General features: G+C 38.5%; 9 protein-coding genes. All 9 read right to left on the reverse strand.

The genetic code is table 11. From position 1 onward, the window contains the following. Position 1: 1 nt before the first annotated feature. Entirely contained in the window at positions 2 to 868 is an 867-nt protein-coding gene (locus V7164_RS00615) for a DUF58 domain-containing protein (protein WP_335346977.1), read from the reverse strand. After that, positions 868 to 1,872, reverse strand: a complete 1,005-nt coding sequence (locus V7164_RS00620) for an AAA family ATPase (RefSeq protein WP_335346976.1) — start codon at positions 1,870 to 1,872, stop codon at positions 868 to 870. Before V7164_RS00620 ends, V7164_RS00615 begins: the two co-directional genes overlap by 1 nt. 5 nt (positions 1,873 to 1,877) lie before the next feature. After that, positions 1,878 to 3,440 carry a hypothetical protein gene (locus tag V7164_RS00625; RefSeq protein ID WP_335346975.1) on the reverse strand — a complete coding sequence of 521 codons (1,563 nt, stop codon included), beginning with the start codon at positions 3,438 to 3,440 and terminating at the stop codon, positions 1,878 to 1,880. Positions 3,441 to 3,460: 20 nt separating this feature from the next. After that, complete coding sequence (locus V7164_RS00630) at positions 3,461 to 4,306, reverse strand: ABC transporter permease (RefSeq protein ID WP_335346974.1); 846 nt, start codon at positions 4,304 to 4,306, stop codon at positions 3,461 to 3,463. Next, positions 4,303 to 5,238 (reverse strand): ABC transporter ATP-binding protein, encoded by a 936-nt coding sequence (locus V7164_RS00635; RefSeq protein ID WP_335346973.1) that lies wholly within the window; start codon positions 5,236 to 5,238, stop codon positions 4,303 to 4,305. Before V7164_RS00635 ends, V7164_RS00630 begins: the two co-directional genes overlap by 4 nt. Next, positions 5,235 to 7,616: a hypothetical protein gene (locus tag V7164_RS00640; RefSeq protein WP_335346972.1), complete on the reverse strand. Its 2,382-nt coding sequence runs from the start codon at positions 7,614 to 7,616 to the stop codon at positions 5,235 to 5,237. Before V7164_RS00640 ends, V7164_RS00635 begins: the two co-directional genes overlap by 4 nt. Positions 7,617 to 7,775: 159 nt before the next feature. Next, positions 7,776 to 8,765 (reverse strand): signal recognition particle-docking protein FtsY, encoded by a 990-nt coding sequence (gene ftsY / locus V7164_RS00645; RefSeq protein WP_335346971.1) that lies wholly within the window; start codon positions 8,763 to 8,765, stop codon positions 7,776 to 7,778. Between the two features lie 342 nt (positions 8,766 to 9,107). Continuing rightward, a complete protein-coding gene (gene smc, locus V7164_RS00650) occupies positions 9,108 to 12,674 on the reverse strand; it encodes a chromosome segregation protein SMC (RefSeq protein WP_335353195.1) in 3,567 nt (1,188 codons plus the stop codon). Positions 12,675 to 12,721: 47 nt separating this feature from the next. Continuing rightward, on the reverse strand, positions 12,722 to 13,465 hold the full coding sequence (gene rnc / locus V7164_RS00655) for a ribonuclease III (protein ID WP_335353196.1): 744 nt from the start codon (positions 13,463 to 13,465) through the stop codon (positions 12,722 to 12,724). Positions 13,466 to 13,721 lie beyond the last annotated feature (256 nt).

The following is a 13,721-nucleotide window of genomic DNA, read 5'->3' on the forward strand; positions in this document are numbered from 1 at the left end:
CTCAGTTGATTAACCCTTTCCCGGAAAAATCATGAAATAATATGGATTGTATATCCCGGTTATCACTTGCGAGTACATACTGTCCGCCAAATTTCCGGCATAAACCTTCTAAATTTCGATTATGCTCTTGGATTCGTTTTTCGTATTCTACTATGATGGACGGACTCATGCTGACATTCACAATTGAATCTGTTTCAACATCAATTAATTTCATATCCCCTGAAAATCGAGGAGAAATTTCTTCACTGCTAAGTACTTGTATAAACCAGACTTCTTGCTTATAGGCTGCTAATTTTTTCAGCAAATTTTCTATTTCGTTTAAAGGCTCTAGACCGTCCGTAATAATAATTGAAAGCTGCTGCGTTTTTACAATTGATTTATTCAAGTTCTTAATAAACTCTCCGGTCCTTTCGGCTTCATCCAGCTGGAGAATTTCTAAAAACGTTCGCCTGCTATAGACAGCCCCCTTCCTCTTAACAGGATGGATGCCTCTTGATGAAACAGGAGTAAAAAACAGTCTGTCTTCACTATTTAACACAATAAAACTTAGTGCTGCTCCTAAATACTTAGCTAGTTCCCATTTTTTACTTATTTTTCTCATTGAGGAGGTTGCATCAAGATAAATAGCAATAGACAGTTCCTGTTCGTCTAGATACCTTTTAATATAATGCTTTTGTGTTCTTCCGTAGACATTCCAATCAATTTGACGAACATCGTCACCAGGCTGATATGCCCTAAAATCCGAGAATTCTAAAGAAGACCCAAACTTGCTAGATTGTCTTGAGCCTTTATGGAAGCCTCGCTTTTTCGTCTTAACCATTAATCTCTTTTTCTGTAATTTACTAATGAGCGCATGCTGATTGTTCATTATCCTCTTGCTCCCTGTCCAAGATTATCTAGTATATGTTCGATAATCTCATCAGCCGTCATGCCATTTGCCTCCCCTTCGAAGTTTAAAATGAGGCGATGTCTTAATACTGGCTTAGCCACATGCTTAATATCACCAATAGAAACATGATATCTTCCTAAGGAAATGGCTCTTGCTTTAGCTAGGCTAATTAAGCTTTGAAGACCACGTGGCCCGCTTCCATACTGAACGAATTGCTTTACTAATTCTGGTGCTTCCTCGGAATCGGAGTGTGTAGCTGAAATTATATTTACAGCATAATCAATAATGTCTTCTGAAACTAATACCTCTTTAGTCAGCTGCTGAAGTACTATGACATCCTGTACTTTAGCCATTTTTTCAAATTGGACAGTTTCCGTTCCTGTCGTTCGTAAAACAATTTCTTTAAGCTCCTCTTTAGACGGATAATGAACTTGCACTTTACAAGTAAAACGATCAGTTTGAGCCTCCGGCAAAGGATAAGTCCCTTCCATATCAATTGGATTTTGCGTTGCCAATACGAAAAACGGGTTTTCCATACGTTTTGTTTCACCCATAATGGTAACGGTTTTTTCCCCCATCGCTTCCAGCAGGGCACTTTGTGTTTTTGGGGTGGCTCTGTTAATTTCATCAGCCAAAACTATATTTGCAAATAATGGTCCTTTATGAAAAACAAAATTTTGTCTTCCTGCTTCATCTGGCTGAAGAAGCATCGTTCCTGTAATATCGGATGGCATAATATCTGGTGTAAATTGAATACGGGAAAATTGCAGATCCATGCATTCAGATATCGTTTTGATCAGCATTGTTTTTCCTAATCCAGGAAGCCCTTCTAATAGCACATGGCCACCAGCTAATATGCTCCATAGTACTTGATCTATTACCTCATTTTGGCCGACAATAAATGATTGGATTTCATCTTTGACTTTTGAGATTGTTTCGGCAGCAAAGGTAAATTGCTGTTCCTTTTCTGTTGTTGAAGTCATTTTTGTCACTCCTTGTTTGGATCTATATTTGTAAAGTAATTTTTAACGATTTCCTCTAAATCGGCTGGTAGTTTGTACCGGTCCGTACTTTGCCGGTATGCATGTTCATATGTTTTAAATACCTCGTCATAAGGTTTGATAGACCCTTTTAGGACTGGTCCAGAACCTTCTGTTTGCTCGACCGGGCTCCCTTCTCCAAGACCGCCTTTATCTGTTTCGATATTTGTCTGACCGTCTAAATGATCAGGGATTGTAAGCAACTCACGAGAGCCTTGCCCTTTGCCAGCTCCCAAACCGCCAGAACCGCTGCCACTTCCTGAACCAGAACCGCCAGAGCCAGAACCGCTGCCATTTCCTGAACCGCTTCCTGCTCCATTACCCTGTCCACTCCCTGAACTGTTTCCGCCAGACGGTCCTTGAGGGTTTTGGCCAGGCTGCTGTCCATTGCTACTTTGTCCACTTGGCTGACTTCCTGAAGGATTAGCTCCAGTACTAGGTTGACCTGAAGGGGCGAAGGCAAGCTCACCGGGAGGAATCCCATTTGAAGCCATTTGATTTTGCATCGCTAATCCTGTTTTTTGTAAAGCCTGCTGTGCAGCGGCTAGCTGGGCTAGAAATTCCTCAGAATTAAGTGCACTTTCAATCTGTTCCATTAATTTAGCAAGTTCCTCTTCAGTGAGCTGGCGATCATTTTCGGCTAATTGATTAAAGGCCATCTTCTGTTCTTCTGTAAGGCCATTCCATTTTTCATTTAACTTAGCCAATTCCTTTTCAATGGCTTTTAAGTTTTTTTCATTTAGGAGCTTTTCTAAATCCGACAATCCATTATTTTTTAATTCATTCTTCCAGTTTTCAAGTGCCATTTGTTTTTCTTTTTCTTTCAGAGCCTTTAATTCTAATTCCTTTTTCTGTTTAGCTAGCTCTTTTAATGCTTCCTCTGCAGATTTCTTTTCTGCCATTTTATCTGCTGCTTCCTGTAGAGCTTTTTTCACTTCTGGATCTTTTTCCTTTTTGATTTCTTCCTTTAGTTTTTTTTCAGCCTCTGCTACAAGCTTGATTTCCTTCTCCTTCTGCTTTGCCAGATTAATGTTTTCATTCGGAGAAACAAATAGAAATATAGCTGCTGCTGTGAATGCGAGACTTAAAAACAGCCATTTAGGATAAAAAAAATGTTTTTTTCTCTTATAAACCATTTCACTTGTGTTCTTCATGTGCTTAACAGCATCAGATAACTGAAGGGCAGCAATGACTCCTTGTGTTTTTAAGAAGCTGTATGCTGTCAAAACCCGATCATCTTGTACAAAATGGTTATAAATGATGGCGGCTTCGTATTTTTTTGGACGTTTTCTCCAAATACGAATGATAAAAATGATAAAAAGTGTAAGCATAATAGAAAGGAAATAATAGTTAACAAAAGGAATAACAATAAATCTTGCCAGCACTAGCAGAAAAAGGGACAGAGCTCCTGCAAATACAAGCAGAAGCTGAACCTCCTTTATGATTAACTGAACGAGTAGCTGTTTCTGTATGGGCCTCAACAGTTTTTCAAATTGTTTGCGATCCTCCATTGGTTTCATTCCTTATCTGTTCATCCCTTTTTCATATTAGGACGCAGTTTTTTAATACTAATGAAAACAGCACCGATAATGATGACTGTATACGATAGTAAATAAGAGATCCATAAAGGGAATTTAATCCCTGTTGTATTCGTAATTTCCCTTGAAATTTCAGGCTCAAAAGTACTTAGCAGAATGATTGGCGGATTTAGCATCGCCGCAAAATAAGCTAATGGGCTTGTTGACGGTGTTCCAGTGTATCCATAGCGATTAGCGAATTGCATAAATACAAGCGCCAAAAATGCAGTTCCGCCTGCTAAAAATAATGTAACACCATAAGCGGTCACCATCGAAACAATCGTTTTCCTAATAAGTGTTGATAATAGTACACCTACACTGCCAAAAGCAATCATCGTGAAAATATAAAAGGAAATCGTAATGAACACCTGTCCAGGGGAAATTCCTCCGAACAGAAAAACGAAGCTGTAAAGCGGAAGTCCCGCAATAATTAATAAAAGCAAGTAAGAAATGGACGATATAAGCTTGCTAAGGATAATGCTGGCTGAGCTTTGTGTCGTTGTCAGCATGATATTCAATGTCTGTCTCTCGCGCTCACTGCTAATAACCCCTGCTGTTAGCCCTGGAGTTATAAACAGAACTAAAGCGAGCTGAAGAAAAGAGAGCATGATGAATATCGTCCTGCTTTGGTCTGGCTTGAAAAACCCATGTGAGTTCGATAATGACTCAATAAACACAAATCCGACAATGATTAATCCAAGTGCCAGCAAATAGAAGAGAATGCCAATAAAGCTTTTAAAAGATCGGAAACGAAGCTTAAATTCCTTATTCAGAACAGGGTTGATAACAAAATTCTTCATGACAGTTCTACTCCCTTAGTAATTTCCATAAATACATCTTCTAGGTTCGTCTCAATTTCCGAAAAGCTTGTTATTGCTATGTTGTTTATGATAGCCTTTTTCAGTAATTCCGTTTGCTCAAGGGCTGAGCCTTTGTATATAAATTGCAGGGAGTTTTCCTCCTCTCCTTTATTTAATTTTGTCACATTTGGATCATCTTCAAAAAAGGCTGCCGCTTTATCGAGATCCTGATATGTCTTAACAATAATCAGTTTCTCTCCTTTTAACTTCGCTTGAATGTCCGAAACTGATCCTTCAGCAACAAGCTGACCTTGATCAATAATTCCAATCGTATCGCACATTTCAGCAAGCTCTGGCAGAATATGTGAAGAAATTAATATTGTTTTTCCCATGCTCTTTAATTCCTTTAATATTTCTCGCATTTCCACACGTGCTCTTGGATCCAGTCCAGAGGCAGGTTCATCTAGGATCAACACTTCAGGGTCATGGATTAAGCTTCTGGCCAAACATAATCGCTGCTTCATCCCTCTGGACAGTACGTCAACATAGGAGTCCTGCTTATGAGATAAATTGACAAGATCTAGCAATTGAGGAATAAGCTTTTCTCTTTCTTGCAAAGGAATCCCATAGCTTGCACCATAGAAATGTAAATATTCTATTGTCTTGAGCTGATCATAAACACCAAAGAAATCTGGCATATACCCTAGCTGTCTTCTAACCATCTTCGGTTCTTTTTGAACGTTATACCCGTTTATATAAGCTGTCCCTGAACTCGGGGCAAGCAAAGTAGCTAAAATCGAAAAGGTTGTTGACTTTCCAGCGCCATTCTGCCCGACAAATCCGAAAACAGAGCCTTTATCAATTTGCAGATTAAGTGAATTAAGCGCTGTAAAATTTCCGTATCGTTTTGTTAGGTCGATAATTTCAATCACGGTGTCACATCCCCTTTAATAGTGATCGCCGGTAATTGAACATGTGGATCACCTTTTGCATTTTTTATGAGCAATAACTTTATTTCGCCTTCCTTTGAAATAAATTGCTGAAGATTGTTTTCATCAGAAAGAGTGAGACTTCGTTTATCCGCTTCAATTGGAAGCCATTCTCCAGTGTTATAATTGAATACGGAATACTGAATCAGTTGACTATTCGTTTTTATAGCCATTTCATTTAACTTTATGCCTCTATCTACTAATTGTTTTGGCAACTGAACAATATACTCATACTCTCCATCATCCATAGCCATTTCCCGATTAGATCCATTGATCATTCTTTCAAAAATATGTCCTTTAAGTACATTAACATGGGAACTTAGCATCTCGTTTTTAATCGTGACTGCTCCCGAGAACTCATGTTCAGCATGAAACGATTGTACAATAAGATTTGTATTATCCTGTTTTTCTTTTTTGCCCACCATATTAACATCTAGAATAGCATCTTTCGTAAATCCGCCAATAATCGGTTCATTTTCAGTTCCATTTATTAAAATAACGTTCGAGGCAACATATTGTAATCTTTCTCTTCTCATTTTATTGATATCTGTATTTTGATAGGAATAGTTAGGGCCTCCAGCACCAGCAGGCTTTGTTAGAAGCGCCTGTTTTATTTGTTTATCAACCTGTAATGACTCACCCTTCTTCAATGCACCTAAGCCAATCTTTTCATTTCCTGACCAAATAAAAATTTCCTCGAAATCATAGTCAAAACCGTTGTGAATCGTCCCTGTCAACTGACTATTTTTAAGTTTCAGATCTGTAGTAAAGCTGCCCTCTGTTTTCTTGCTTGCTTTGCCATACAGAGTTTTAGATGACCAGTAGCCTACTTCCGGGAAGACGATATCAGTAGTTTTGCGTTTTTCCTCAAACACCGCAATCCTCGCAGCATCATAGCCATTCATATTCTGTGTACTTGTAACAGCATTAAAATCTTTTGGAATTGAAAGGGTATATTCCCCGCTTTTATTCGATAATAGTGTTGCTGCTTGTAATCCTGTTAATTGTTTATCCGATACTCTGTAAACGCCCATTTGATTGAGTTGCGGCTTCGCAATCCGGTCTTTTGCGCCTATTCCAAACACAATAGCAGCCATAAATAAAGCTAATGTAGGAATAATCCACCATGAATGCTCCCTTTTATCCATTTTCCGCAAAACAAAATATAATAGGGGCACAATGACGATGATATATCCACCTAATAAAGCAATAAGCTGAACGATTGAAAAATGGCTGGCAGGGAAAAACTCATTTGCCTCTACAAATTCCCAATATAGTGAGCCATAAAAATCTGGGCCATATCTGCCTGAAAACATATTCGTTTTTTCAGCTTCATTCAAGAACTTTGCAAACCAAGTACTATAACCCTTCCATGAGGATAAAGGTTCATCACCAAGAGAAAAACCTGTCTGTAAAATAGTGCCATCTCCAACTTTAGTTTTGGCAGTTATTGGAATTGAATCACTCTGATCAATAATGTCGGCTGTTTTTTCTACTGATCCAGTAAAAACATTCAACTCTTTAAAGTTTGGATTTTTTTCATGATCGACAAGCTTTAGGAAATTAGTAGAAATCTTCACTTCATTGTCCATTTTCATCGGAAGCAAGGAATATATATCACCATAAGATTGACTTCCATTAGGAGAAGCGCCTGCAATTAGAATACCTCCCCCTTCAATCCATTCCTTAATGGCCGTTTGCTGCTCTATGTCCAATTGTGTCAGAGGATATTCATCAATGAGCAAGAAATCAAGCATCTCAAGTCCTAATGACTGCATAGGCATTTGTTCCTTCTTGAGCTCAATCATCTGTGTTTGTGTAAAAGGAAGAATTCTTAATTCCTTTAACCTGTCATAGTTCTCACTTAACACACCGATTACATTTTCATTCATATCTATATATTTTGGTTTTATCTTTTCGTCCCCATTAAATTTAATCGTTTTTCCCTTTTGCCATTCTCCTTTGTACAGTTGAATGGCAGGAAGATTTTGATAGGAAGAGTGATCATCCGTTAAACCCGGCAGGGAGGCTTCATATGTTTTCGTGCTATTTGCAGGCAAATCTACATGAATGGAAAGAACGCCTCCTGTGTTCCATGAAGGATTAAAATTAATCAGTAAGTCTCCAATAAATTCCTCACCTTTGTTTTCAAGTTTAATAGATAGCGGAAAGCCTTTTCCCATTTTTACCTTCCCGTTTAAGCCTTCATCTATAGTAATCGTTATATTTTCAGCATCTGCTTGAACAGTTGGCAGAAAAGAGCCAATCGTCAAGAAAAAGCTTACTATAAATCCAATGGCTAATTTAATTCCTTTGTGCATCTAAATCTCCCCCAGCAATTAATGTCCATATTAATAGACGAAAAATAACGGTGAAAGTTTTCATTCTTTATTAAAATAGCTAAATATAATGATTGCAGCGCAGAAATATAAAAAAAAACAGCCGATACAATGTTCGGCTGTTTTTACGTTTATTTTCAATTAATCAGCTTCTTGTTCCACTAACTCCGCAAAAAGCCCATACACATATTGCTCTGCATTAAATTCCTGGAGGTCATCCATTTTTTCTCCGAGACCAACAAATTTAACAGGGATATCGAGTTCATTTCTAATAGCAAGTACGATTCCGCCTTTTGCTGTTCCATCAAGCTTAGTAAGAACAATTCCGCTAACATTTGTTGCTTCCTTAAAGGTTTTTGCTTGAATCATTGCATTTTGGCCAGTAGTAGCATCAAGGACTAGAAGAACCTCATGCGGTGCACCAGGAACCTCGCGTTCAATCACCCGCTTAACCTTTTCAAGCTCTTTCATCAGGTTGACTTTATTTTGAAGCCTACCTGCTGTATCACAAATTAATATATCCGCATTTCGGGATTTTGCTGCTTGAATCGCATCAAACATAACAGCGGCGGGATCTGAACCTTCAGCCTGCTTAATGACTTCAACACCGACTCTTTCTCCCCAAACCTCAAGCTGTTCAATCGCTCCCGCTCTGAAGGTATCTCCTGCTGCTAATATCACCTTATTACCTTCAGTTTTGAATTTATGTGCAAGCTTACCAATAGTTGTTGTTTTCCCAACTCCGTTAACCCCAACAAAAAGGATAACGGTTAGCGAATCGGATTGGATATTAAGCTCGGATGAAGACTTTCCGCCGGCATCATAAATTTCAACTAATTTCTCAGAAATCACACTTTGAACTTCTTTTGGATCTTGAATGTTTTTCCTTTTCACTTCTGATTTTAACTCTTCCACAAGCTTCATTACGGTATCAAAGCCAACATCCGCTTGAATGAGGATTTCCTCTAACTCCTCAAAGAAATCCTCATCGACTTTTCGATATCGAGAAACAAGATCGTTTACTTTATTTGAAAAATTGTCTCTCGTTTTTGCCAATCCATCTTTAAACTTTTCTGTAACACTATCTGTTTGTTTTGTTATTTTTTCTTTTAACTTTTTGAAAAAGCTCATTAAGGTTCACTTCCTTTAATATGGAATCATATGTACTTGGAGCCGACCGAAAAGGCCAGCTTCCATCATTATCGCAGATTAACGTGCTGAAAGACCCCCACTACAAAAAATTGAGTAAAACAAAAATTTCCTAGTAGGGGATCAACAGCCCATAAAGGCCCGATTATAAGAACACAGACTAAGAACGCCACGTCCTGTGGCAACGTCTATGTGACCCACATCCTGTGGGCCGCAACTAACAATCAGTGGGGGATGAAGGCAGACTAAGAACTAAGGCGTACTGACGCAACTTCTGTATTAGCACATTCTGTGCATAAAAACCCCACTGATTGAAGTTTCACTTTATTGCGTGACTAATTCCTTCGTCTCTTCAAGGCGAACAGACACTAGTTTCGAGACACCTGACTCTTGCATAGTCACTCCATACAATACATCAGCCTCCTCCATCGTTCCTTTACGATGGGTAATAACAATAAATTGCGTTTCAGCGCTAAATCTTTTTAAATATTGACTAAAGCGGAATACGTTTGCTTCGTCAAGGGCTGCCTCAACCTCATCAAGAATACAGAATGGAACGGGACGTACCTTCAATATCGAAAAAAGCAGTGCAATTGCTGTTAGCGCTCTTTCCCCGCCTGATAATAATCCAAGGTTTTGCAGTTTTTTCCCAGGTGGCTGTGCAACAATTTCAACACCTGTGTTTAATAAATCATCTGGGTCTGTCAGCTTCAAATCAGCTCTGCCTCCGCCGAATAATGATTGAAAAACTGATTCAAAATGAAAACGAATGCCTTCAAAGGTTTGCTGGAACCGTTTTTTCATTTCAATATCCATTTCATCGATAACCTGGAATAACGTATCTTTAGCCGATTGCAAATCATTTTTTTGCTCGAGAAGGAATTCATATCGTTCTGAAACCCGTTCATATTCCTCAATCGCACCTAGATTTACTGTTCCAAGCTCTTCAATCGCCAATTTAATTAGCTTTACTTTTTTCCTAGCTTCATTGACATCAATCATTAAAGGATATTCCTCTTTAGCTGCTTCAAAAGATAACAAATACTCTTCTCTTAAATGAGTTAACCGGGTTTCAAGCTCTACATCCAACCGATTTAGCCTTACTTCCTCGTCCTTAAGTGCCTCAACCATTCCTTTATGCAGCCTCTTCAGCTCTTTTGTTTCAAGCTCTAGATCTTCCAGAGCTGTTTGAAGCCCCATACGTTCTTCTCTTCTTGAGGCAATTAAGTTAAGAGTCTCTGTCTTGTCTTGAAGCTTTCTTTTTGCAGCTTCTTCTAACTGTTGCTCTCCAGAGAAACTATTTACCATTTCTGAAGAAAGAAGCTCAAGGTCCTCTTTAAATATAATTAGCTTCCCGTTTATTTCTGAAAGCTCTTCCAATATTGCTTCATATTTATCATTAGCATGATTATATTGTTCACTTTTCGAGGCATAGCTAACTTTAAGTTCGTTTATTTCAGATATAAGCGTCTCTTTTGAAGTTTTTTGCAAGTTTTTCTGATCAGTCAGCATAAGAATCTTTTCGTCATAAGAAGTGATTTGGGACTGATAAGCTTCAAGCAATGAATGTAAATCAGCTTTTCTTTTTAATAATCTCGTTTTATCTTCAGTAAATTGGGCTTTATCCAAATCATAAAGCGACAATCTTTCATTTAAGCTTTTCTCCTCAAATTCTAATTCTCGGAGGTCGCCTTTTATTGACTGTTCCTTTAACCTTAGCTCTTCCCCTAATTTTCTATGACCATCAATCCGCGCTTCAAGCTTTTGAATATCCGCTTTAAGTAGCTTTACCTGTGATTCGAGTCCTGCTGTCTTAGACTCCATATCAATAATTCTTGCTTTCAATTCTTCAAGCTCGCCTTTTCTGCTTAAGATGGATGACGTTTTTTGTTTTAGGGCACCTCCAGTCATAGAGCCCCCTGGATTCACAATGTCGCCATCAAGAGTCACGAGCCTTACTCTGTATTGCAGGAGTTTAGCCATTTCATTCGCACCCTTTAACTCCTTTGCAATGACAACATTACCAAGTAAATTCTCCATTGATTCTTTATATTTAGGATTGAATTGAATTAATTTTGCAGCTTCTCCAACAAAGGAAGGATGCTGCTGTATTAATTGCAGCTGACTAAAGCTTAAGCTCTTCCCTTTCATGACATTTAAAGGTAAGAAGGTTGCACGTCCAAATGAGTTTTTCTTTAAATATTGAATCGCTCTTCGGCCATCCTGTTCTGTTTCTACAATAATATGCTGCATAGCCCCACCTAAGGCTGTTTCAATCGCAGTTTCAAATTCCTTAGGAACTTGAATGAGTTCCGCAACAGCGCCTTCTATTCCTGACAGCTTTCCGCCACGGCCCTTTAATACTTCTTTAACACCCTGAAAGAAGCCTGAATAATCATCTTCCATTTCCTCAAGCATCTCTTGTCTCGATTTAGCCTTTTGAAGATATTGATAGGCTTGATAAAGGGTCTTTTCCTGCTTCTGATAATTATCCTTGCATATTTCAAGTTTTCTTTGCTCATCTCTAAATAGCTTTACTTGATCATCTAATTCTTTTTGTGCAGACAGAAGCTGAGCTTCAATCTGCTCTTTCTTCTCTAGAAGACTATTTCGATTTTGGATGAAATTATCATTTTCATGCTCAAGCTTACTGTTTCTCATGTCTAGCTGATCTAGCTGCTGTTGAATATTCTGGAGCTCGTTTTTGGCAGCAGCTTGTTTATTTAGTACTTCGATATAATCACTTTTTAATGATTCAATCTTTTCTTCTGTATTTTCATTAAATAGTTTTAATTGCTCTTGTTTTTGTTTTAGTTCATTTTGCAAATTGCTAGCTTCTTTTTCTAATTGCTGTTTACTCGTATATTGCTTTTCCTTTTGACCTTTTAGCTCCAGTTCTTTTGCAGCATATTCTTCCAGACCTTTTTGAAGTTGCTCCTTGTTCTGGGAAGCGTTTTTCTTTCTTTCCTTTAGCACTTCTTTTCTGCCTTCTAGCTTTTCAAGCTCTTCACTTGCATGAAGCAATACATTTTGCAAATCACTGATTGACTCGTCAAGTGCCAAAGCCTGATCTCTTAGTTGTTCGATTTTCGCTTCTTTACTATGGAGATTGGCGGAATGCTTCATTTCATTTTCTTTATGCAAACCAAGGTCTTTAGATAATTGCTCCCATTTTGCATGTAAATCCTCAATTTCGTATACAGTTAATGCCACTTCTATTTTTTCTAGCCCATCCTTTTGATCTAAATAATCTTTAGCAATAGAGGCTTGAATTTTTAAAGGCTCCACCTGACTTTCAAGCTCATAAACAATATCATTAACCCGATTTAAATTGTCTTGAGTCTCAGTTAGCTTTCCTTCTGCTTTCTTTTTCCTGCTCTTGTATTTAAGGACACCTGCTGCCTCTTCGAAAATCGTTCTCCTGTCTTCCGCCTTACTATTTAGAATTTCTTCAACTCTTCCTTGGCTAATAATAGAGAAAGCCTCTCTCCCTAAACCGGAATCCATAAACAAATCGACTATATCCTTAAGTCTGCATGATTGCTTATTAATGAAGAATTCACTTTCACCGGACCTGTATACCCGGCGGGTGACGCTTACCTCATTATATTCAATTGGCAACGATTGATCTTCATTATCTAATGTTAGCGTAACCTCTGCAAAGTTAAGCGCCTTTCTGGAATCACTGCCGGAAAAGATAATATCCTCCATTTTCGCGCCTCTTAAAGATTTAGCTGATTGTTCACCTAACACCCAACGGATTGCATCCGTAATGTTACTTTTTCCGCTGCCATTCGGTCCTACAACAGCAGTAACACCTGGAACAAAATCAACCATGATTCTCTCAGCAAACGATTTAAATCCAACAACATCTAACCGTTTTAAAAACAACTGCTGCTCCCCCTAATCTTAAATGTTTCTTATCTATGCTGTCTTAACTAGTTCAGATTATTTTTTAGGACTTCAAGAGCCATCTGCGCTGCATGTTGTTCGGCTTCCTTCTTGGAGCGGCCTGTGCCTGTCCCTAACTCCTTTCCGCTCATCGATACCCTCGATACAAATTCCCGATTATGAGCGGGACCTTTTTCCTGCAATATTTTATACTCAATCAGACCTGCCCCATCACGCTGAATCAATTCTTGCAGCTGACTTTTATAATCCATTACATGGGCAAATTTACCTGAATTGATTTTGGGAAATACGATTTTTTCGAGGAAAGCGACTACAGTATCTAATCCTTTATCTAAATATAAAGCACCAATAAATGACTCGAATACATCAGCTAGCAACGCGGGTCTTTCCCTTCCCCCGGTCATTTCCTCCCCCTTGCCCAATAGGACAAGCTCCCCAAATGAAAGTTCATGCGCAAACGCTACTAGGGAAGGCTCGCAAACAATAGCTGCCCTTAATTTAGTTAATTCGCCTTCACTCATCAATGGATATTTTAGAAACAGAAATTGAGAGACAGTCAACTCAAGAACCGCATCACCTAAAAACTCAAGCCGCTCAGTATCTTCATTTGGCTTTCTGCGGTGCTCATTTACATACGATGAATGTGTAAATGCCTGTTTTAATAGCTTTTCATTTTCAAAGTCAATTCCGATTTTTTTCTGAAATTCTTTAAAACGTTTATCTATAGAACGGAATATCCTTTTATCTTTGTCTTTTCCAATATTATGCATAATTAATTGATTCACCTTTATAAGTAAAATGACGAAAATATTTAGTGAAACTTCATTTAGTGGGGGGTTCCTACATCCCCCACTAAATGTTAGTTGCGGCCCACAGGATGTGGGTCACACAGACGTTGCCACAGGATGTGGCGTTCTTAGTCTGTGTTCCTATATTCGGGCCTTTACGGGCAGTTGACATCCCAGTTAAGCTTCTTTGGTTCAGCTAAAGTTTTGAGGTGGGAGTCGTACTCCCCGTTAATCTGCG

This window comes from Bacillus sp. JJ1474 (genome assembly GCF_036965225.1).
GTDB lineage: Bacteria > Bacillota > Bacilli > Bacillales > Cytobacillaceae > Cytobacillus.

Excerpts from the sequence above, each read along its gene's own strand:
- V7164_RS00615 (WP_335346977.1), bottom strand. The coding sequence starts at position 868 with ATGAACAATCAGCATGCGCTCATTAGTAAATTACAGAAAAAGAGATTA.
- V7164_RS00620 (WP_335346976.1), bottom strand. The coding sequence starts at position 1,872 with ATGACTTCAACAACAGAAAAGGAACAGCAATTTACCTTTGCTGCCGAA.
- V7164_RS00625 (WP_335346975.1), bottom strand. The coding sequence starts at position 3,440 with ATGGAGGATCGCAAACAATTTGAAAAACTGTTGAGGCCCATACAGAAA.
- V7164_RS00630 (WP_335346974.1), bottom strand. The coding sequence starts at position 4,306 with ATGAAGAATTTTGTTATCAACCCTGTTCTGAATAAGGAATTTAAGCTT.
- V7164_RS00640 (WP_335346972.1), bottom strand. The coding sequence starts at position 7,616 with ATGCACAAAGGAATTAAATTAGCCATTGGATTTATAGTAAGCTTTTTC.
- ftsY (WP_335346971.1), bottom strand. The coding sequence starts at position 8,765 with ATGAGCTTTTTCAAAAAGTTAAAAGAAAAAATAACAAAACAAACAGAT.
- rnc (WP_335353196.1), bottom strand. The coding sequence starts at position 13,465 with ATGCATAATATTGGAAAAGACAAAGATAAAAGGATATTCCGTTCTATA.